This is a genomic window from Ruegeria sp. 6PALISEP08 (genome assembly GCF_001238295.1).
Classification (GTDB): Bacteria; Pseudomonadota; Alphaproteobacteria; order Rhodobacterales; family Rhodobacteraceae; genus Ruegeria.
The window spans coordinates 68,844-89,371 of the sequence record NZ_LGXZ01000002.1 but is presented as its reverse complement, the minus strand read 5'-3'; the positions used below and the strand labels follow the sequence as shown (position 1 = coordinate 89,371).

The following is a 20,528-nucleotide window of genomic DNA, read 5'->3' as shown; positions in this document are numbered from 1 at the left end:
GTTTCACGTCACAGGAGAAAGGTCCGATGTCACGCATCGGGCAGTGGCTGAACCTTTGTGTAATCCGGTCCGATGCAAGTGGGCAGACCATCATCAAGATGAAGCCAGCTCAGCTTTTCTTCATACGCCACATGGAGAGTGGGCGTCAGAGCCTCGGGGTTTTCCAATGTCGCGACATACAAGTGCTGCACACCCGACATCTTCGTCGAACGGAATGAGATCGGTGTGCCGCAATGAGGGCAAAAGCTGCGCTCAACGCCCGGAGAAGAGTTGAAGCGCTTGGGGTCCTCTCCGGTCCAGCGCCATTGCCCGTCGCGGACCGCGAAATAGGTGGTCATCGGAGCGGCGCATTGGCGTCGGCAGCTGTCGCAATGACAGCTGACGCAGGACAGGGGCGCAGAGTCGATTTCGTATTTGATTTTACCGCACAGGCAATGTCCACGCATATCGACCCTCTCCTGGTCTCCTTCAGCAGTTTGGCACGTTCACAGCCAATCCGCCAAGCGAGGTTTCCTTGTACCTTTCGTGCATGTCATGCCCGGTCTGACGCATGGTCTCGATCACCGAATCCAAAGGCACGAAATGCTGGCCGTCCCCGCGCAAGGAAAGTGACGCGGCAGAAACTGCCTTGATGGCACCCAGCCCGTTCCGCTCGATACAGGGTACCTGAACCAACCCGGCGACGGGATCGCAGGTCATGCCCAGGTGATGCTCCAGCGCGATTTCGGCGGCGTTTTCTACCTGTTCAGGCCTCCCGCCCATTACGGCGCAAAGCCCGGCAGCAGCCATGGCGGCTGCGCTGCCGACCTCGGCCTGACATCCCGCTTCGGCCCCCGAGATCGAGGCGTTGTACTTCACCAACCCGCCGATGGCGGCTGCGGTCAGCAGGAAGTCCTCGATATGGCTTTCCGAGGCACCGGGCACGTGGTCGAGGTAATAACGCAGCACCGCAGGCAGAACACCTGCCGCACCGTTGGTAGGTGCGGTGACGACCTGCCCACCGGCTGCGTTTTCTTCGTTTACCGCCATTGCGTAGACGCTCATCCAGTCGTTGATCGTATGCGGCGCGGTCAGGTTCATGCCGCGTTCAGCCATCAGGGCGTCATAAATGCCCTTGGCGCGGCGGCGCACTTTCAACCCGCCCGGCAGAATGCCGTCTGTGGTCAATCCGCGTTCGATGCAGGCGTTCATGACTTCCCACAGGCGCGCTGAGCCTTTGGCAAAACTGTCAGCACAGCCCCGCGCGATTTCATTTTCGCGCTTCATTCCGGCAATGCTCTTGCCGCTGGATTTTGCCATCTCCAGCATTTCCACGGCTGATTTGAATGGGAACGGCACCGGTGCGCCTTCATTGGTTGCTTTTCCCTCGGCCAGTTCTTCCTCGGTCAGGACAAATCCGCCGCCGACGGAATAGAAAACCTGTCTCAGGATCACGTCGCCCTGTGCGTCCGTCGCCATCAGGATCATGCCGTTGGCGTGTCCGGGCAGAGTGTTGTCATAGTCGAAAATCAGGTCGGTCTTGGGGTCGAATTGAAGCGTCGGCAAACCTTCTGGCGTAACCGTATGCGTACGGGTGATTTCCGTCAGCGCAGCCTCGGCTTTGGCGTTGTCATAGGTGTCCGGTACAAAACCGGCCAAGCCAAGGATGGTCGCCCGGTCGGTTGCGTGACCCACGCCGGTAAAGGCCAGTGAACCGTGCAATGACCCCTTGAGACCCGAAAACTCAAACGGCGACGCACGCATCATATCCAGAAAGCGCGCGGCAGCCACCATGGGGCCCATAGTGTGAGAAGAGGACGGGCCGATGCCCACTTTGAACATATCGAAGACAGAGAGGAACATATCAGATAGCTGAGCCTTCTGGTGGGTTGGCGTGAACTGGGGATGTGAACGGGGTGACTCCCAGACCTTCTGCCGCAATGGCCGAACGGGTCGCTGGGCGTGCTTCAAGCTTCATCAGCAGCGTTTGCAGGTAAGGCGTGTCCGGCAGTTGATACCAACTGCGGTCTGCCTGAGCGGGGTAAAGTGCCATCCAGCGCATCATGCACGCGACATAATACGTCAGAACGGATGGGTGATCAGCACAGAACCAATCCGGCGCGCTCTTTGCTACTTGGTCCAGCAATTGCAAATGGTGTCTCACGCGGGGGCGAATGCCAGCCCGCAATTCGTCAGCCTGCGACGGGTCGATGTATTTCTCGGCATAAAACAGGATGCGCAAATCCGCGTGCAGCGTGTTGGAAGTGAAGAATAGCCATTTCAGAAAGCCTGCGCGGTCCGGATCACCTTTGGCCGGGGCAAGCTGGCCATGCTGCTCGGACAACCACAGCAGGATAGCGGCGGTTTCAAAGATCGGCCCTTGCGGCGTTTCCAGAACCGGGATCAGGCCGTTGGGATTGAGTGCCCGATAGGCAGCGCTGTCCTGCGCGTTCTGGCGCCGATCCACCAGAGCGGTTTCATAAGGTACACCCATCTCTTCCAGCGCCAGGCGGATCACCAGCGAGGCGTTGTCGGGGGCATAGTGCAGGCGGTAGGGCGTCAACATGGAGGCAACTTATAACGCAAAGATGAGCTTGTAAGACATGATTGCGACGTTTCCGATAGGAAACGCGTAGTCCTTCTGTCTCTTTAAGCCCGCCGGGTCGCAAATTGGGGTCGCAGTCACTCGACGCATTCCCTATAACTTCGGCAAGCCAACCTTGGAAAGCTGCCATGACCGGAGATTTGTCGCCCATCGACACTGCAAAATACGTGGCCGCGTGCCGTGCGGCCGAGATGGTCGAAGACGGAATGCGCGTAGGCCTTGGGACAGGTTCCACAGCCGCCTGGTTGGTGCGCCGTCTGGGCGAACGGGTTCGCGAGGAAGGCTTGCGGATCAAGGGCGTGCCGACATCGACCCGCACGGCACAGCTTGCACGCGAGGTCGGGGTCGAGGTCATTTCACTGGACCAAGCCGGGTGGTTGGACATGACCATTGATGGTGCCGATGAGTTTGACGCCGACCTGAACCTGATCAAGGGCGGCGGCGGGGCGCATCTGCAGGAAAAGATCGTGGCAACGGCCAGTGATCAGATGATCGTCATCGCTGACGCCGGAAAAGAGGTTGAAACGCTGGGCGCTTTCCCACTGCCGGTCGAGGTGGTTCCCTTTGGCTGGCAAACCACACGGACGCTGATCGAAGAGGCGCTGGACACCATGGATGTTCTGGGCACGACCTCTGCATTGCGCATGAATGGTCAGGCCCCTTTTGTGACCGATGAAGGAAATCACATTCTGGACCTGCACCTGCAACGCATTGGCAATCCGCGTCAGATGGCGCTGATCCTGAATCAGGTGCCGGGCGTGGTCGAAAATGGCCTGTTCATCGATATCTGCGACAAGGTCGTTCTGGGCCACGGCGATGGCCGGGTCGAACTGCGGGACATCAATGCAGGCACCATCGAGCTGGACCAGTTTTTGGGTCGGTCGCGCGACAACCTTTTTTCCGATGTTTCGGACTGAGTTTGATGCCCTTGATCCCGACAAGCGTCAGTGAATGTTCGAAATTTCTGTGCCCAGGGGTTGGCACCGAGGTTTTTGCGCCCAGATATCCAGAGGATTTTTGAATGTTGAACGAAGGAACCCGGCATGAGCTTTGACTATGATCTTTTTGTCATCGGCGGAGGCTCGGGCGGGGTCCGTGCTGCGCGTGTGGCGGCAGGTGAGACAGGGGCTAAGGTCGCCTTGGCCGAAGAAGACCGCTATGGCGGCACCTGTGTGATCCGTGGCTGTGTGCCCAAGAAGCTGATGGTCTTTGCCAGTGAATACTCGGGCATGGTCGGTGATGCAAAAGCCTATGGCTGGGACATTCAACCCGGTGCGTTCAACTGGAACATCTTCCACAGCAAGTTGGTGACGGAACTGGACCGGCTGGAAGGTATCTATCGTAACATCCTGAAAAACAACGGTGTTGAAAGCTTTGACCAGCGCGCGCGTTTGGTTGATGCCCATACGGTCGAGCTGACCGATGGCACCCGCAAAACCGCCAAGCACATCCTGATCGCCACTGGCGGCCGTCCGGTCGTGCCAGAGTTTCCGGGCTCGGACCTGGCGATCACCTCGAACGAGATATTCCATCTGGACAAGCTGCCCCAGAACATCCTGATCGTTGGTGGCGGTTATATCGCCAGCGAATTCGCAGGGATCATGAATGGGCTGGGTGTCAAGACCACGCAATTCTATCGTGGCGCGCAGATTCTGCGTGGCTTTGATGAAGAGGCGCGGGGGCTGATCTGTGAAGAGATGCGCCAGAACGGTATCGACGTACGCCTGGGCACCAATGTTCTGGAAATGACCAAAGACGGGGACCAGATACGCGTCAAGGCAACCGATGGCACCGAGGATCGATTTGACGTTGTGATGTACGCCACGGGCCGTGCGCCAAATGCCGACAATCTGGGGCTGGAAGATCTGGGCGTCGAACGTGGTCGCAAGGGTGAGATCATTGTAAATGGATACAGCCAGACGGCGGTGCCTTCGATCTATGCCATTGGCGATGTTACGGATCGGGTGAACCTGACACCGGTAGCGATCCGCGAGGGCATGGCTTTTGTCGAAACGGTGTTCAAAGGCAACCCAACGCCCGTGGATCACGAACTGATCCCGACTGCGATCTTCACGCAACCGGAATTTGGAACAGTTGGCCTCAGCGAAGAAGAGGCCGCAGCGCAAGAACCGATCGAGGTTTATGCCACGTCGTTCAAGCCGATGCAGAAGGCATTCGCTGGCGGAACGCAGCGGGTTTTGATGAAGCTTCTGGTCAGCCAGGCCACCCGCAAGGTTCTGGGTTGCCATATCGTGGCGCCGGGCGCGGGTGAGATGATCCAGTTGGCTGGTATCGCCGTAAAGATGGGCGCCACCAAGGAAGATTTCGACCGCACGGTTGCGGTGCACCCGGTGATGGCTGAAGAACTGGTGACAATGCGGCAACCTGTACGCACCGCTTGATTTGCAAGCGCGAATACACACGTTACAAGGGACACCGTGATCACACGGTCCACAATGAAGGAATTGAAACATATGGCGGGCAACAGCGGCGGCCCCTGGGGGGGCGGAGGCTCTTCCGGCGGCGGAGGAAATCGGGGCAACAACGGCGATGGGCGCAAGCCCCCCGAAAGCGATGGCCCGCAGATCCCCGAGATCGACGAACTGATGAAAAAGGGTCAAGAGCAGCTGCGCGTTCTGATGGGCGGTCGCGGCGGCTCGGGCAAGGGTGGCGGCAGTGGTCAAGGCGGCGGTGGTCCGGCCTTTACCAAGGGCACTATTGCAATTGGCGTTCTGGTCGCTGCCGGTCTTTGGGGGTTGGCGAGCTTCTACACCGTAAAGCCAGAAGAACAGTCGGTTGAGTTGTTCCTGGGCGAATTCTCGGCCGTCGGCAATCCGGGTCTGAACTTTGCGCCCTGGCCGTTCGTAACCGCTGAGGTAATCCCGGTAACACGCGAACAGAACGAAGACATGGGCGGTGCCCGTGGCAGTGATGACGGCCTGATGTTGACCGGCGACGAAAATGTGGTCGATATCGACTATCAAGTGGTCTGGAACATCAACGATCCCGCCAAATACTTGTTCAATCTGCGCGATCCACGCCAAACCATCCGCGCCGTGTCAGAATCTGCGATGCGTGAGATTATTGCGCAAAGCGAACTGGCGCCGATTCTGAACCGGGATCGCGGCATTATCGCCGACCGCCTGCAGGAACTGATTCAGGCGACGATGGACAGCTACGATTCGGGCGTGAACATCGTCCGTGTGAACTTTGACAAGGCCGACCCGCCGCAAGACGTGATTGCGGCGTTCCGCGATGTTCAAGCCGCCGCGCAAGAGCGTGACCGTCTGCAGAACGTCGCTGACGCCTATGCCAACCGGGTACTCGCCGAAGCGCGCGGTGAAGCCGCACAGATTTTGGAAGAGGCCGAAGGATACCGTGCCCAACAGATCAACAGCGCTCAGGGTGAGGCCAGCCGCTTTAGCGCGGTTCTGGAAGAGTATTCCAAGGCACCGGACGTGACCCGCAAGCGTTTGTATCTGGAACGGATGGAACAGATTTTGGGTGACGTCGATAAGATCATTCTGGACCAGAGCTCGAGTGGGCAAGGGCAGGGTGTTGTGCCCTATCTGCCGCTCAACGAGCTGCGCCGAAGCCCTGCAGGGGAGAGCAACTGATGCGTAAGACGACATTTATTCTGCCGATCGTTTTCATCGCGATAGTCGGCGTGCTGTCCTCGATCTTCATCGTGGACGAGCGTGAACGCGCGCTGGTTCTTCAATTTGGCCGCGTTGTCGCGGTGAAGGAAGAGCCAGGTCTGGCGTTCAAAATTCCGCTGATTCAGGAAGTGGTGCGTTATGACGACCGCATATTGTCCATCGACGTGCAGCCGCTGGAGGTCACACCTCTGGATGATCGTCGCCTCGTGGTCGACGCTTTTGCACGTTATCGGATTTCCGATCTGAACCAATTCCGTCAGGCGGTTGGTGTTGGCGGTATCCCGGTTGCCGAGGATCGACTGGATCGCATCTTGCGCGCCGAAACCCGTGAAGTTCTGGGTTCGGTGTCCTCACGCGATATCCTGAGTTCCGACCGTGCCGCGCTCATGCTGCGTATCCGCAACAGTGCTATTGCCGAGGCGCTGGCGCTGGGTGTTACTGTGATCGACGTTCGTTTGAAGGCGACAGATCTGCCGCAGGCCAACCTTGAGGCGACCTTCGATCGGATGAAGGCCGAGCGGGAACGTGAAGCGACCGACGAACGCGCGCGTGGTAACGAGGCCGCGCAGCGTGTACGTGCGCAGGCCGACCGAACTGTGGTTGAACTAGTGTCGGATGCGCGTCGTGAGGCTGAAATCACCCGCGGTGAGGCCGACGCCGAACGCAACGCGATCTTTGCTGAAGCCTACGGTGCCGATCCGGAGTTCTTTGAGTTTTACCGCTCACTGACGGCCTATGAGAATGCGCTGCAAGGCGGCAACAGCTCGCTGGTGTTGAGCCCGGATTCAGAGTTCTTCAATTACCTTGGGTCTCCGACAGGGCGGCCTGTGCCAGCGGCTCCGGCCTCTGAATAATGGGTATGATCCTTCTGGCCTTCGGGCTGGTATTGATTGTCGAGGGGCTGGCCTATGCGCTGGCCCCTTCGCTTATCGAGCGTATGCTCGAAGCGTTAAGGTCGCTGCCTGAACAGGCGCGTCGATTGGCCGGGCTGCTTTGTGTCATCAGTGGGCTGATCCTGCTTTGGGGGGCGTATCAACTGGGTTTTTGATACGATGCCTTCACTTGGCAGTGATTTCCCTGCGATCCCGAGTTGCTCGTCAGACCAAACTGACTACATTGGTTGTCAAGAAAGACCGTGTTGGAGCGGTCTTGGCAAGAACGTCAACAAGGAGAGCTCAAGTGCAGGCGAAAGCGCGCAGTGTATCCGTCCGGTGGGACGAAGTGAGTGTTTGGATGCGGCTGATGTGGCTGGCGTTTGCCGGTTCGTTGCTTTTGCTGGCGCAATCAGCCGAAGCTCAGGCCCGGGGCGAAAGCCTGGCACCGCTGGCAGAGAAAATCAGCCCTGCGGTGGTGAACATCACAACCAGCACCCTGATTGAAGGCCAGACCGGCCCGCAGGGTATTGTGCCCGAAGGATCTCCGTTCGAGGATTTCTTTCGCGAGTTTCAGGACCGCAACGGCGATGACGACAACGACGCACCGCGTCGTAGCAACGCTCTGGGCTCGGGATTTGTGATCTCGGAAGACGGATTTATCGTCACCAACAATCACGTCATCGCCGAAGCGGATGAAATCCTTGTGGAATTCTTTCCCGGCGACGATCAGCCTAAGAAAGAACTGGTGGCCAAGGTCATCGGTACAGATGAGAAAACCGATATCGCGCTGCTCAAGGTCGAGGCGTCGGGTCCTCTGCAGTATGTGACCTTCGGCGACAGCGATATCGCACGAGTGGGCGACTGGGTGATTGCCATGGGCAACCCGCTGGGGCAGGGCTTTTCGGTATCCGCCGGGATCGTTTCGGCACGCAATCGGGCACTGAGCGGCTCGTATGACGACTACATTCAGACCGACGCAGCGATCAACCGCGGCAATTCGGGCGGCCCACTGTTCAACATGGAAGGTGAAGTGATCGGCGTGAACACCGCGATTCTGTCTCCGAACGGGGGGTCGATCGGTATTGGGTTTTCGATGGCTTCCAATGTTGTTGTCAAAGTTGTCGATCAACTGCGTGAATTTGGCGAAACCCGTCGTGGCTGGCTGGGTGTCCGTATTCAGGACGTGACCGAGGACATGGCCGAAGCCATGGGGCTTGAGAAACCAAGTGGTGCCCTGATCAGCGATGTCCCGGATGGACCCGCGAAGGAGGCGGGTTTGAAGGCAGGCGACGTTATCACCAGCTTTGATGGTGTAGAGGTCGAGGACACGCGCGCACTGGTGCGTCAGGTTGGTGAAACCGAAGTTGGCAAGTCCGTGCGCGTGATCGTGCACCGTGACGGCGGCACACAGACCGTGCTGGTCACGCTGGGTCGTCGTGAGGATGCTGAACGCGCTGACAGTAGTGAAGAAAGCGTCGAAGAAGCTCCCGTCGATGAGAATGCTGATATTCTCGGCCTGACCATCTCGCCTCTTACAGATACGCTGCGCGAGGATCTTGGGCTGGATGCAGATGCAGAAGGTCTGGTGATTTCCGAAGTTGATCAGGCGTCGCAAGCTTACGCCAAAGGTCTGCGGGCTGGTGATCTGATCACCGAAGCAGGTCAGCAGAAGGTAACGACCATCGGAGATCTGGAAAAGCGGATGGAAGAATCACGCGAAGCTGGCAGAAAGTCTTTGCTTCTTCTGGTTCGAAGAGGCGGCGACCCGCGATTTGTGGCGCTGAGCCTCGAAGACTAAAGACACGAGGTCGGGACAAAATCCCGGCCTTTTTCTTTGCCTGGTCGGCTTCAAACTCTGAGTAATGTAAAAAAATGAGCCATACGCTGCTATTGCGTATGGCTCAGATACAGGGAGAGGTCATTGGACAGATATCGGGGATGATTCTCTGACCTCCTACGGTAACAAATCCACCCTAACCATCTTCTGTGTTCGATCTGTGAACCAGGTCACATAAGGTCAAATTAGGTCGGAATCGGCCAATTCACGCAAGGCTGAGAAGTCCTGAATCAATATTCCGCCCCGGGAAGCTTCGACCACATTGTCACGCTTCCAACCTGATATTGTTTTGGACACGGCTTCACGCGTGGCTCCGACGAACTCGGCCAGTTCGCTTTGAGACAATGTGATCCGTTCTGACGGGTTGTCTTGCAGGTCCGACAGATGCAGCAGCTTGCGGGCCAGTCGAATGGGCATGGGCAAAAAGACCTGCTCGTTCAACTGCGATCCCATCCATCGCATCCTCAATCCCGCCAAGCGGATCAAATCCTCTGCAAGATCAGGTTGTTGCCGGACTTGTTTCATGACGTCATTGCGGCGCACACGCAGCACGCGTGAGGGTTCAGCTGCCGCAATGGTGGCGGTGCGCGGGCCGTTGTCGAACAACGCAATCTCACCAAAGACTTCACCCGGACGCATCAGCGTCAGGGTCAGTTTGCGGCCACTCATGGCCAGAAACGACACTTCCAGCGTGCCGTCCAATATGGCGTAGAGCGCGTCGCCCTCGTCGCCTTGTTCAAAGAGTGTTTCGCTTTGGGCCAGGGAAATTTCGGTCGCTTGAGCCGAAAGCATGTCTCTGAGCCCGTCGGAGGCTTCGGAAAGGAAGCCGCTGTTGGGAAAGGCCGTCATGTATGAACCGATCTTGGGCAAGGTGAGTGTGTGGGTGGTCACTCAATTTCCCATAGCTGGGCGCATTAGCCAAGAATTTTGTTTGTTTTGGCAGACCTGGCGGACGTAAGGGCAGCTATTTTTTCTCTGGGTCGTCCATGAACCGCTGCAAAATGCTGAATTGCAGCATCAGGAAGGCCATCAGTGCAATAGGAAATCCGAAGGTCTCGATCTTGACCCACATGTCCGTCGACATGGTGCGCCAGACAAGTTCGTTTGCCAGTGCCAGAACCGCAAAACAGGCGCACAGACGCCGGGTCAGGATCATCCAGCCTTCGTGCTGCATCGGCAACATCTCGTCCAGCACATAAGCCAGATAAGATTTCTTTTGCATCAGGCCGATCCCCAGGATCAGGGCGAACAGGCCGTAGACCAGCGTGGTTTTCATTTTGAAGAACCGCTCGTCATTGAACCAGGCGGTAAGGCCGCCAAAAAAGATCACCATGAAGGCCGTGAAAATTTGCATTCGGCTGAGTTTGCCGGTCAGATACCACAGGATGGCCATTGCCCCGAGCATCAGCGGAACAAAGATGATCGTCGCCACGATAAAGCCGGAATACTCGGTGCCAGCGACGAGAAAACTGTCGTCGCGAAGGCGCAGGTAGATGAAGAAGAAGGCCAGCGGAGGGCCCAGTTCCAGCACCTGTTTGAGAAACGGGTTGATGTCTTTTTTGCCTGTCATCTGATTGTCCTGCTGTTTACCCGCCCATTTCAACTATTACAGCGCCGAGTGCAATCAATGCCATCAGGGCAATGCGTCTGGGGCCTACGGTTTCCTTTAGCACAAGCCAGCCGATCAATGCCGCAAAGACAGTTGAGGTTTCGCGCAGAACGGCGGCCTCACCCACTTTATCCAGTCGAGTGGCGAGCATGATTGCGCCGAAAGACAGCGGAGCGATCAGACCGCCGGCCAGACCGCGCACCATCAGCGGGCCAACTGCTGGGCGGTCGACCATGGCACGCCACCTGAGGAAGGCGTAGATGGGCATGGCTGCGCCATCAATCATGAAAAACCAGGCCAGAAAGGTGAACGGGTCGGCGGTGGCGCGGATGCCATAGGCGTCATAGGTGGTGTATAGGGCTACAAAAAGGCCCGTGATGATCGCAAGTGTCAACGCGATGCCCAGTGTATCCCGATTGGTTTCCAGAAATCTGAAATTATACGCGGCCAGGCCGAATATCCCGGCCAGCAGGGTTGCGACGCCCATCCATTGTACTGTCGTAAAGGTCTCGCCGAATAACAGATAAGCGCCGATCACGGTGAACAGGGGACCGGTGCCGCGCACCACTGGATAGACCACGGTGTAAGAGCCTTTGGTATATGCCATGGCCTGAAGCGTCTTGTAGGCGATATGGATCAGCCATACGAATGCAAAAATCGGCCACATATGCGGTTCAGGCCAGGGCACCACAAAGAAGGCAAAAGGCGCGGCCATAATGCAGTAACTGGCATCAATGGCCCCACGGGACAGCCACGGATCATGCCGCCCTTTTTGCAGCGCGCCGAACACGGCATGAAGGAAGGCAGCCATCAGGGCCAAGCCCAGCGCAAGCTGGTGGCCTGTTTCGGTCCCTTCAAGTGAGATCAGCCAGTTGCTCAAAAATGCCAACCTTTTGTAGGGTGGAGAAGGTGGGGGGCTGTCTGCCCCCCACACCCCCCGAGGATATTTTGGGCCAGATGAAGGGGCGGATCAGCCTTTGTCCAGACCGGTCAGGGCGGCGGCAAATTCTTCGGGGTCGAAAGGCGCAAGGTCGTCAATCTGTTCGCCCACGCCAATCGCGTGGATGGGCAGGCCGAACTTGTCTGCCAGCGCGACCAGCACGCCGCCTTTGGCGGTACCGTCCAGCTTGGTCATGACCAGGCCCGAGACGTCCGCCAGTTTGCGGAAGGTTTCCACCTGGCTCAGCGCGTTCTGGCCGGTTGTGGCGTCAAGGACCAGCAAGGTGTTGTGCGGTGCTGTCTCGTCGACTTTGCGGATGACACGAACGATCTTGGCCAGTTCCTCCATCAGGTCAGCACGGTTTTGCAGGCGTCCTGCGGTGTCGATCATCAACAGATCTGCACCGTCTGCCTGTGCTCGGGTCAGGGCGTCGAACGCAAGGCTGGCCGGGTCCGAGCCTTCGGGCGCCGTCAGTACCGGAACCCCGGCGCGGTCTCCCCAGACTTGCAATTGTTCAACGGCTGCGGCGCGGAAGGTGTCACCGGCGGCGATGACAACTTTCTTGCCGGCTTCTTTGAACTGGCTGGCCAGCTTGCCGATGGTGGTGGTCTTGCCCGATCCGTTGACGCCAACGACCAGCACCACCTGCGGGCGATTGGGATAGATCGGCAGGGGCTTGGCCACGGGCTCCATCACGCGGGAAACCTCTTGCGCCAGCAATTGCTTGATTTCAAGGGTCGAAAGTTTGCGGCCAAAGCGTCCCTCGGCCATGTTCGAAGTGACGCGCAAGGCCGTATCAACGCCCATGTCGGAAGCGATCAACAGCTCTTCGAGCTGCTCCAGCATGTCGTCATCCAGCGTGCGGCGTATTTCAGTGGTGCCACCGCGGTTGAACAGGCGATTCAGGATACCTTTGGCTTCCGGTATCTCCGGCGGTGGCGCGACGGGCGTGGGATCGGTTGGGATCGGGGCAGGCGGCTCAACAGGTTGCGGGGCCGGGGCAGGATCCGGAATTTCGGGAACCGGTTGCGGTTCAGGCTGAGGTTCGGGGATCACCGGATCGGGCGCGACCGTTTCCTCGCCGCCATCTTCGACGATGGCTTCCAATCCCTCTTCCAGACGAGAGGAGGATTTGAACAGCTTGTCTTTTAGCTTTGAGAAAAACGCCATTTTTGGTCTCCGCAGGTGTTCCCTTCACCTAATGCGGATTTGCGGCAGTTGCAAAGGGTCACGCGAACGCAAGAACAAAGCCAAGCTGCGCGCCCCAGTACAGTGGCCAGACCAGATAGGGTGTCGCTTTGAGGGCCGGATGGCTCGGTGGCAGCAGGAACTTTTCGGTCGCAAGGATCAGATCGGACGCGATGAAGGCGATGGCGGCAGGAAATGCCCACCGCATAGCGCCCGTATCCGGCAGCGCCAGAACGGTGATACCCATCCCAAGGATGATGGGGATATAGGCCAGAACGGGCCCTTTGAGATCACCGGCGCGGGGCGCAAGTACCGTGGCCATGATGATGCCCAGGATGACCAGAGACCATACCATTGCGGGCGCGTTCCAGATCAAGCCGGGGTTACTGGCCGGATAAGTCAGGAACAGCGCGATATAGGCCAGATGCCCGGCGGCAAAGGCGGCAATACCCACCATAAACGTGGCATCCGTTTCGCGCGACAACAGAGCGTCACCCGTCGCACATAGAACAAGCGCGAATACAAGTAACCAAGGTCCGCCGTGCACGAGGGCAATAATGGCCAAGGTGGCCACGGAAGCGGTTTTCAATACTGTGCGCAAATGCGATGTCGGGCGAGCCGTAAGGGGCAGATAGCTGAGCGCGCAGCCAAGAGCGATCCAGAAGAGTATATTGATCATAGGGGCCCCTGCAGTTTTCAGATGATTTCAGCCGGAGTGAGATTTGAAATCAACCGCTTACGTTAAGTTAAGTTCATTGTGATGCCTCGGAGGCAAAGGGTGAATGGCGCAGGTAAAGCGCTTCTGGCAGTATGCACTTATGCTCAGATACTGGATGATTCTCGCAAGCGTTGTTGCGCAATCCGTTGCGGCCCAGACCCCTTTGTCTGGCCCGGAATTCGATAAATACACGCAGGGCAAAACTCTGTTCTACGGGTTTGAGGGGCAGGTGTACGGGGTCGAGCGGTACCTGCCGAACCGCCGCGTTATCTGGTCCTTTCTGGATGGCAACTGCAAGGAAGGCGTCTGGTATCAGCGGGATGAGCAGATCTGTTTTCTCTACGAAGACAGGCCCGACCCTCAATGCTGGGTTTTCACACAGTCCGGTGGCGGCCTTGTCGCACAGTTTGAGGGCAATCCGGAGGCGACGGAGTTGTATGAGGCCGAAGAACTAGGTGAGGAAATGGTGTGCTACGGGCCTGAGGTTGGTGTTTGATCACGGCGCGCGCAGTTCATCATAGCTGATCATGACATGGGTCTGATACGCGGGCCTGTCCGCCAGCATCTTGTAATACCGGCGCAGGTTCGGCAGTTCTGCGCGAGATATGTCGATGTCGTAATAGCGGTAAAGGATGTGACCCAGCTGAATGTCCGCCAAGGTCAGGTCGGCGCCGCAAAGAAACGCGCCTTCGGACAGTTGCGCATCGGCAAGGGCCAGTTTGTGCTCCAATGCAGCCACGGCGTGTTTGTTTGCGTGTTGGTCCTGCTCCGCTTTAGGGGTTCGAACAACCTGCCAAAACACGGGGACGGTAAACGTCATAGCAATATTGATCTTGGCCCATTCCGCCCATTTGTCGACTTCGGCCTGTCGTGCCGTATCGCGGGGCCAGAACGCTTGATTCCCGTAGGCGTTGGCCAGGTAGCGCAGGATCGCGCCTGTCTCCCACAGGGGCGGGTGGTCGTCGTCCTGTATGACCGGGATGGTTCTGTTTGGGTTCAATTGGCGGAACGCGTCGGTGTCCAACCCTCCAAACCTGTGTCCCAGATCGTGACGGTGATATTCCACGCCCAACTCACCGACACACCACATCAGAGCCTGAACATTCGATGATGTTTTGCGGCCCTAGATAGTCAGCATGGTTCAGAACAACGATCCTTGATCCGGGGCGTCCGGTTTGGGTTTCCTGGGTGTCGGTTTTCCCACTGTTCCGGTGCTAAGAATGCCATCTGTGAATTCGATCTCAAGCGCCGAGTGTTTCGCGGCCTGCGCTTTGGTGGTGATCAAGTCCCCGTCCGCGCGGACGACGGCATATCCGCGTTCCAGAGTGGCTTTGTAGCTGAGCGTTTCACGCAAGCGGTCCGTCGATTCAAGCAGTTGTTGAAGGCGATCCAGCCGTGTGGTCTGGGCGGTGCTCATACGATCGCCAAGCCGTGCAAGGCTCTGCTGCTGCTGGCTGATTTCTCGTTGAATGGGACGCAGAGACAGACGTGAAGACAGGTTGCGCAGCGATTCCTGCCGCGTCGTTACCAAACTGCGCAAGGTCGAGGGGCGCAGATGCGCAGACATTTCCACCACTTGCAGACGGCGGTTTTGTACGCCGCGGGTCAAGGCAGGGGTTAAGCGATCTGCAATTAAATCAAGGCGTTGTCGTGGGGTGTTCAACAGGGTGTCCGGGCGCGGCAGGGCGCGGGACAGATCGCGCAACCTTTGGGTTCGGCGTTGAACTGAATCCGTTGCCGCGCGCGACAGGCGGGCACCTTGCTCTCCGGTCCAGGCGAGCAGTTCCATGCGGACCGGCACGGCAAGTTCCGCTGCTGCAGTGGGCGTGGGCGCGCGGCGGTCCGAGACATAGTCGATCAGCGTTGTATCGGTTTCGTGCCCGACGGCCGAGATCAGCGGTATGTCCGAAGTAGCAGCGGCGCGGGCGACGACCTCTTCGTTAAAGCCCCAGAGATCTTCGATGGACCCACCGCCACGCGCCACGATGATCAGGTCTGGACGCGGCAATGCACCTCCGGGCCTCAACTGGTTGAAACCATCAATGGCGCGGGCGACCTCAGGTGCGCAGTTCGCCCCTTGCACGGCCACGGGCCAGATCAGCACCTTGCGCGGAAACCGATCCCGCAGACGGTGAAGAATATCGCGGATCACGGCACCCGAAGGAGATGTCACAACCCCAATGATCTGCGGTAGATAGGGCAAGGGCTTCTTTCGCTCGGGCGCAAACAAGCCCTCGGCCTCAAGTTGTTTCTTGCGCTTTTCCAGCAACGCCATCAGCGCGCCTTGCCCGGCGACTGAAACTTCATCGACATTCAGGTTGTACTTCGATTGCGCCCCAAAAGCGGTGAGGCGGCCGGTGACGATGACCTCTAACCCTTCCTCCGGCACCACGGATAAGCCGGAAATTTGTCCTTTCCATGTGGTGCAGGACAGAACGTTCCGGTCATCTTTGATGTCATAGTACAGATGGCCCGAGCGTGCTTTGAACACGCGCCCGACCTCACCGCGCACACGGATTCGCCCAAACGAGCCTTCGAGTGTCCGTTTCACCTCGCCCGAGATCTCGGACACCGTGTATTCAGGGGTATTTTGGCCCGGAATCGGGTCATCAAGCAGGTCGGACATTTCAACGCCTTGTTTCATATGCCGGGCCAGCTTAGAACGCCGCGCAGGCAAGGCCAAGCAGATCGGAGCGCATTCATGAACATCCTCATTCTCGGCAGCGGCGGGCGCGAACACAGTCTCGCCTGGGCGGTGTTGCAAAACCCCAAATGCGACCGTCTGATCGTGGCACCGGGAAATGCCGGGATCGCTCAGATCGCGGATTGTGCGGATTTGAATATCGAGAATGGCGGGGCCGTCGTCAGCTTTGCTGAAGAAAACGCGATTGATTTTGTGATTGTTGGCCCCGAGGCACCATTGGCCGCTGGTGTGGCCGACCGTCTGCGCGAGTCTGGTGTGCTGGTTTTTGGACCGTCGGCCGAAGCTGCCCGGTTGGAAGCCTCGAAAAGCTTCACCAAGGAAATCTGCGACGCGGCTGATGCCCCCACCGCAGGTTATGCCCGGTTCACCGAAGCGGAATCCGCCAAGGCCTATATCCGCCAGCAAGGCGCGCCGATTGTGGTCAAAGCCGACGGTTTGGCCGCAGGCAAGGGCGTGATCGTGGCGATGGACGAAGGCACAGCGCTTGAAGCCATTGACGACATGTTCGGCGGCGCTTTTGGCGGTGCGGGCGCTGAGGTAGTCATCGAGGAATTTATGGAAGGTGAAGAAGCCTCGCTGTTTGTTCTGTGTGATGGGGAAGACATCCTGTCCATCGGCACCGCACAAGATCACAAACGGGTAGGTGAAGGCGACACCGGGCTGAACACGGGCGGCATGGGGGCGTATTCACCGGCACCGGTGCTGAGCGAAGAGATCGAAGCGCGCGCAATGGAAGAGATCGTGCGCCCGACCATTGCCGAGATGAAGCGCCGGGGTACACCGTTTCAGGGCGTTCTCTATGCGGGGTTGATGATCAAGGACGGACAGCCACGCCTGGTGGAATACAATGTGCGTTTTGGCGATCCTGAGTGTCAGGTTTTGATGATGCGCCTAGGCGCGCAGGCGATGGATCTGATGCACGCCGCTGCCGAAGGGCGGCTGGGCGAGATGCGGGTCAATTGGGCCGATGATCATGCGATGACAGTTGTGATGGCGGCCAATGGCTATCCGGGTGCGTACGAGAAAGGCTCTGTCATCAAAGGATTGGACGCGCTGCCTGAAGACAGCAGCAACATGGTCTTTCACGCTGGCACCAAGGCTGTTGAGGGTCAGGTGCAGGCCGCCGGCGGGCGTGTCTTGAACGTCACCGCGCGCGGTGAAACGCTGCAAGAGGCGCGCGACCGAGCCTATGTGATGGTTGACAGTGTGGATTGGTCTGACGGGTTCTTTCGACGCGATATCGGATGGCGTGCTCTGGATGGCTGATCGGGCAGGGGGCGTTGCCAAGCCGTTGATCGAACTTTTTTCTTGGCAACACCTCGCCTTGTCAGTTTTGGTCAAAAACTTTGGCGCTCTCGTACATTACTCAGCATTAAGGCAAAAAATGCGCTATCAAGCGGTTGCTATTCAGGACATTTAAACGGCCCTGACCGCCCCTTGCCCTCATTTGCTTTTGCTGCGTTTGCAAACCTTTGCAACAGAGCACTTCCGCTATGCGCTCGGTGCAAACGTTCGTGCAAATATCGTGAACGACAGCGATGCGGTCATACTGACTTACACGCGCAAAGGGTCAGGCCTTCATTGTCCAACTCAATACCAGATCTCATTTAATGACCCGCTTAGCAGATAAATGCCTCCTGGCAACGCCACTCACCGCGCCGCCAGGAGGTAACCAGACATATCTGGCAGATGCGAGAGCAACAGAGGTAATTCAAACTTGCCAAGCATTCGAATACTTGAATCAAAATTACAACAATTCAAGGTTTTTTGCGCGCGAAAAAATATAAATTATCGCGTGCTGGATGTGTAAAAGAGTATTTGAGCTTACATCCTGTCTTTTAAGACAGGGTCGCGTCGATCAAGTAGTCGGTTACGAATTTGGACAATAGTGGCGTCACTCAGTGTCAATACCAGCCTGGTTGCCCCCGTGCCTAACCGCACTTTCCAGATAGTCTGGGCAGTCCCATGACCAGACTATGGCCCGCGTTGTCCATCATCCCAGAAAAAGGCAGCGCGGGCACTTATTTCGTCACCTTATATTGCCCCGTTTTTAACAAGCAACTGCTTCGGGATCTTGCCGGTCATCTGACGCAAATTGCCAGGGATTTAGCATTGACTGGCCGTTTTTGTTGAACCCGCGGCGAAGGTCCGCTTTATACACTACGAGCACCCTGAATAGCCAGGGCGGCAAAAAACAACACAGCGAAGAAGGGCACGGCTTGATCCGCGCCCTTTTTCTGTTCGGTGTGCTTGCCGTTAGCCGCTTACCCCTTGGGTTCCGGATCTGGTCTTGCCATCACCTTCGGCTTGCTCTTTTTCGCCTCCCGCAGTGTCTCTACTTCTTGGTCGATGCCTGCTGGGCGCAGCGGATGACGTTGCATCTTTTTGGCTGCGCCGATTTTGGCGACGGCTTCAAAGAGCACGAAGACTTTGCGCCCGAAGGCTTCGTCTTCAGTCGCGGCTTCAAGGAATGCAGGCAGCGTATCCGCAAAGGCCTCCGTGATTTTTGAGGTTTCCTCGGCTTGCGCTTTGCCGATGCCTGCAATGATCCCGAGCGCGCGCAACTGCGCCGAGGAGAGGTTTGTCGGTAGGTTCATGAGAAGTCCCTCTTGTTTACCGTGATTATTTGGGAGCATTTGCTCCCGGTGAATGTCGGTGGGGGCTTATTGCCGCCACCGACACTCATCAGGTATGTTCATTGGTCTTTAGCGAGAAAAAGTTTGAGGGGAGTTTGACACCCTTAAACCTCGGGATCCTTGTTTTGCCCTGGTTGGTGCCATTTATTGATCGCGCGCTTGAGTGTCGTGATGCGCCCCACCAGTGACCGACGCGCTTTGATGATCTCTTTCTTTGCGCGGTCCGGAAGGGAGGCCGACGCTGCGACAATCGCATCATCCGCCGCTTTGGTCTCCTCAAAATGCGTCTGCACCTCAGCTTGGGCTTCCTGCCTTGCCTCCTCGCGGGCTTTTATGCGCAACGCAAAAAATGCTTTTCCAAACAAGCGCGCGGCGATGGATTTGCCATCAGGCTGCGCCATCTCCGCCAGCGTTTTGGGGCCGCCTTCCGCAACGGCCTTTGCGGTCTTATCACGGTCGCGGCTTGTTTCTCGCGTTTGCCTACGTGGGCTTCACGCTCTGTCAGTTGCCGCTCTTTCTCTTCCCGCCATTTGCGCGGGCTGACGTGTTCCACATACTCCGGAAGGCTCGCGAGTCCTTCGTGCTCATTGGCGCTCGATGTCTGTTCTTTGCGATGCTGATGCACTGCGTCTCGCAATGCCTGCTTGCGCCGCTCTCCGCGCTTCAATCCAAGCTCTGCAAACCAATCTCCAACGCTGTCTTGCGCCTTCTCATAGTCCTTGATCAGAGCGTGCACTGACGGCTGCAGCATCTTGCGCCCGTCTTTTGTCTCAGAACGTGGCATGACAATAGCGTGGATATGATAAGTGGTCTCATCAAGATCAGCCCGCGCGTGAATGACATCATCTCCAAAGCTGTCCTTGAGCCATGCCACAGCTATCTGCTCAAAGCGGTCTTCGCGGCTCTCGCCAAACAGGTCGTCAATGTTGTCGTGATCAAACGCTGCAAACCAGTCCTTGTGCGCCGTGATGATCACCTCACGCAGAGGACCATGACGCGTTGCTCGCCAAGGATTCTTCGGGCCTTCGGCAACACGTTTGGCAAGCTCCGCTTTACGCCGCCGCTTCGTCAGCCCCTCAAGCTCTTTAGCAAAGTTCTCCACACGCATCTCTTCGATCTCTTTGAGCGCACGCTGCGCCCAGTCTTCGCCGCCGATCAGGCGCCGGTTGAGGCTCGATCGTGTTTCATCCACGTGACCGAGATCGCCGCCTTTTCGGCGGCGGTGCAGCTCGTATCCGCCCATATCCGCTGGAAACAGACCTTCCATGCGCAACACCACAGGGTGTTGCTTGGTGGCCGCCTTGATCACTTCGTCCGTCACGTCGTCCTCTCATCTTGAGGACGGGAAGTGCGTCCGCTGTCGCAAACTTGTGCATCGCAGGTTTGACGCGCCGTCTTGACCAAGGCGCGGCCTGGCTGTGCAGGGAGAGTTACTCACTAATCAGACCGCGCAGTTTCCCTTGGAAACCGCTCTGGCTGTCGTTCGTCGGGGCGCTGCCCCGAACCCCGCGCTACCGCGGGTCCCCTGCGCGGTGGGCGGCAAAGAAACGTTTGCCACGCTCCTCTGCACTCCATGGGCGCCTCCCGGCAGGCTCAAGGGGTATTCCGCATACCGCCCCGAGACCCCGTGCTCTTGAGGAAGATCCTTGCCCGACCTTCCCCAAGCCCCTTCCAGCGCTGGCCGCTGTGAGGCGGTGTGTGCACCAGGTGCAGGACGCCCGGTCTCAGCTGCGCAGACGTTGTGTCGCGCATCTGAGGCCGGGGACCAGCCCCGGATC

21 protein-coding genes and 1 pseudogene are annotated in these 20,528 nt (G+C 57.8%); 8 read left to right on the top strand and 14 right to left on the bottom strand.

Going from position 1 to position 20,528, the window contains the following annotated elements; genetic code table 11:
* Positions 1 to 29: 29 nt before the first annotated feature.
* The 3 genes from ALB80_RS03530 to ALB80_RS03520 are packed head-to-tail and all read right to left on the bottom strand — an operon-like array spanning position 30 to position 2,545.
* Positions 30 to 446, bottom strand: a complete 417-nt coding sequence (locus ALB80_RS03530) for a GFA family protein (protein WP_083445178.1) — start codon at positions 444 to 446, stop codon at positions 30 to 32.
* A 22-nt stretch (positions 447 to 468) separates the two neighbouring features.
* Entirely contained in the window at positions 469 to 1,842 is a 1,374-nt protein-coding gene (locus ALB80_RS03525; protein ID WP_050602652.1) for an L-serine ammonia-lyase, read from the bottom strand.
* A gap of 1 nt (position 1,843) precedes the next feature.
* Positions 1,844 to 2,545, bottom strand: a complete 702-nt coding sequence (locus ALB80_RS03520) for a glutathione S-transferase family protein (RefSeq protein ID WP_050602651.1) — start codon at positions 2,543 to 2,545, stop codon at positions 1,844 to 1,846.
* 167 nt (positions 2,546 to 2,712) lie between these two features.
* On the opposite strand from ALB80_RS03520, the gene rpiA reads away from it, so the two are divergent.
* From rpiA to ALB80_RS03490, 6 genes are all read left to right on the top strand, one after another.
* On the top strand, positions 2,713 to 3,501 hold the full coding sequence (rpiA, locus tag ALB80_RS03515) for a ribose-5-phosphate isomerase RpiA (protein ID WP_050602650.1): 789 nt from the start codon (positions 2,713 to 2,715) through the stop codon (positions 3,499 to 3,501).
* A 126-nt stretch (positions 3,502 to 3,627) separates the two neighbouring features.
* Positions 3,628 to 4,986 carry a glutathione-disulfide reductase gene (gene gor, locus ALB80_RS03510; protein WP_050602649.1) on the top strand — a complete coding sequence of 453 codons (1,359 nt, stop codon included), beginning with the start codon at positions 3,628 to 3,630 and terminating at the stop codon, positions 4,984 to 4,986.
* A 72-nt stretch (positions 4,987 to 5,058) separates the two neighbouring features.
* Positions 5,059 to 6,201 carry an FtsH protease activity modulator HflK gene (gene hflK / locus ALB80_RS03505; protein WP_050603006.1) on the top strand — a complete coding sequence of 381 codons (1,143 nt, stop codon included), beginning with the start codon at positions 5,059 to 5,061 and terminating at the stop codon, positions 6,199 to 6,201.
* Entirely contained in the window at positions 6,201 to 7,097 is an 897-nt protein-coding gene (gene hflC / locus ALB80_RS03500) for a protease modulator HflC (RefSeq protein ID WP_050602648.1), read from the top strand. The genes hflK and hflC overlap by 1 nt, the downstream gene beginning before the upstream one ends.
* The gene (locus tag ALB80_RS03495; protein WP_050602647.1) at positions 7,097 to 7,291 is read left to right on the top strand and encodes a DUF2065 domain-containing protein; all 195 of its coding nucleotides are present in this window, start codon (positions 7,097 to 7,099) and stop codon (positions 7,289 to 7,291) included. Before hflC ends, ALB80_RS03495 begins: the two co-directional genes overlap by 1 nt.
* A 131-nt stretch (positions 7,292 to 7,422) precedes the next feature.
* The gene (locus ALB80_RS03490; protein WP_083445177.1) at positions 7,423 to 8,916 is read left to right on the top strand and encodes a Do family serine endopeptidase; all 1,494 of its coding nucleotides are present in this window, start codon (positions 7,423 to 7,425) and stop codon (positions 8,914 to 8,916) included.
* 219 nt (positions 8,917 to 9,135) lie between these two features.
* Here ALB80_RS03490 and ALB80_RS03485 read toward each other — a convergent pair whose 3' ends face one another.
* The 5 genes from ALB80_RS03485 to ALB80_RS03465 form a co-directional block, all read right to left on the bottom strand.
* Positions 9,136 to 9,804: a Crp/Fnr family transcriptional regulator gene (locus ALB80_RS03485; protein WP_050603004.1), complete on the bottom strand. Its 669-nt coding sequence runs from the start codon at positions 9,802 to 9,804 to the stop codon at positions 9,136 to 9,138.
* Positions 9,805 to 9,919: 115 nt separating this feature from the next.
* Entirely contained in the window at positions 9,920 to 10,525 is a 606-nt protein-coding gene (locus tag ALB80_RS03480) for an inner membrane-spanning protein YciB (RefSeq protein ID WP_050602646.1), read from the bottom strand.
* 16 nt (positions 10,526 to 10,541) lie between these two features.
* Complete coding sequence (locus ALB80_RS03475) at positions 10,542 to 11,444, bottom strand: EamA family transporter (RefSeq protein WP_050603003.1); 903 nt, start codon at positions 11,442 to 11,444, stop codon at positions 10,542 to 10,544.
* 90 nt (positions 11,445 to 11,534) lie between these two features.
* A complete protein-coding gene (gene ftsY, locus ALB80_RS03470) occupies positions 11,535 to 12,674 on the bottom strand; it encodes a signal recognition particle-docking protein FtsY (protein ID WP_050602645.1) in 1,140 nt (379 codons plus the stop codon).
* 58 nt (positions 12,675 to 12,732) lie between these two features.
* Positions 12,733 to 13,371, bottom strand: coding sequence for a lysoplasmalogenase (locus tag ALB80_RS03465; RefSeq protein WP_050602644.1), 639 nt, complete (start codon positions 13,369 to 13,371; stop codon positions 12,733 to 12,735).
* 139 nt (positions 13,372 to 13,510) lie between these two features.
* Here ALB80_RS03465 and ALB80_RS03460 point away from each other — a divergent pair, with 139 nt between their 5' ends.
* A complete protein-coding gene (locus tag ALB80_RS03460; protein ID WP_050603002.1) occupies positions 13,511 to 13,906 on the top strand; it encodes a hypothetical protein in 396 nt (131 codons plus the stop codon).
* Here ALB80_RS03460 and ALB80_RS22805 read toward each other — a convergent pair whose 3' ends face one another.
* The 3 genes and pseudogenes from ALB80_RS22805 to xseA all read right to left on the bottom strand — a co-directional run bounded on the left by ALB80_RS22805 (position 13,907) and on the right by xseA (position 16,036).
* A complete protein-coding gene (locus tag ALB80_RS22805) occupies positions 13,907 to 14,338 on the bottom strand; it encodes a glutathione binding-like protein (RefSeq protein WP_371255951.1) in 432 nt (143 codons plus the stop codon). It abuts the gene before it with no gap.
* Positions 14,321 to 14,512 (bottom strand): annotated as a pseudogene (locus ALB80_RS22800) (glutathione S-transferase N-terminal domain-containing protein); the annotation flags it as partial. The gene ALB80_RS22805 and the pseudogene ALB80_RS22800, both read right to left, overlap by 18 nt.
* Before the next feature lie 39 nt (positions 14,513 to 14,551).
* Positions 14,552 to 16,036: an exodeoxyribonuclease VII large subunit gene (gene xseA, locus ALB80_RS03450; protein WP_050602643.1), complete on the bottom strand. Its 1,485-nt coding sequence runs from the start codon at positions 16,034 to 16,036 to the stop codon at positions 14,552 to 14,554.
* Between the two features lie 75 nt (positions 16,037 to 16,111).
* Here xseA and purD point away from each other — a divergent pair, with 75 nt between their 5' ends.
* Positions 16,112 to 17,380 (top strand): phosphoribosylamine--glycine ligase, encoded by a 1,269-nt coding sequence (gene purD / locus ALB80_RS03445; protein WP_050602642.1) that lies wholly within the window; start codon positions 16,112 to 16,114, stop codon positions 17,378 to 17,380.
* Between the two features lie 998 nt (positions 17,381 to 18,378).
* Here purD and ALB80_RS03440 read toward each other — a convergent pair.
* The 3 genes from ALB80_RS03440 to ALB80_RS03430 all read right to left on the bottom strand — a co-directional run bounded on the left by ALB80_RS03440 (position 18,379) and on the right by ALB80_RS03430 (position 20,071).
* On the bottom strand, positions 18,379 to 18,711 hold the full coding sequence (locus ALB80_RS03440) for a hypothetical protein (protein ID WP_050602641.1): 333 nt from the start codon (positions 18,709 to 18,711) through the stop codon (positions 18,379 to 18,381).
* Positions 18,712 to 18,854: 143 nt separating this feature from the next.
* A complete protein-coding gene (locus tag ALB80_RS03435; protein ID WP_157054138.1) occupies positions 18,855 to 19,043 on the bottom strand; it encodes a hypothetical protein in 189 nt (62 codons plus the stop codon).
* A 38-nt stretch (positions 19,044 to 19,081) separates the two neighbouring features.
* Positions 19,082 to 20,071: a plasmid recombination protein gene (locus tag ALB80_RS03430; RefSeq protein ID WP_050602639.1), complete on the bottom strand. Its 990-nt coding sequence runs from the start codon at positions 20,069 to 20,071 to the stop codon at positions 19,082 to 19,084.
* Between the last annotated feature and the right edge of the window lie 457 nt (positions 20,072 to 20,528).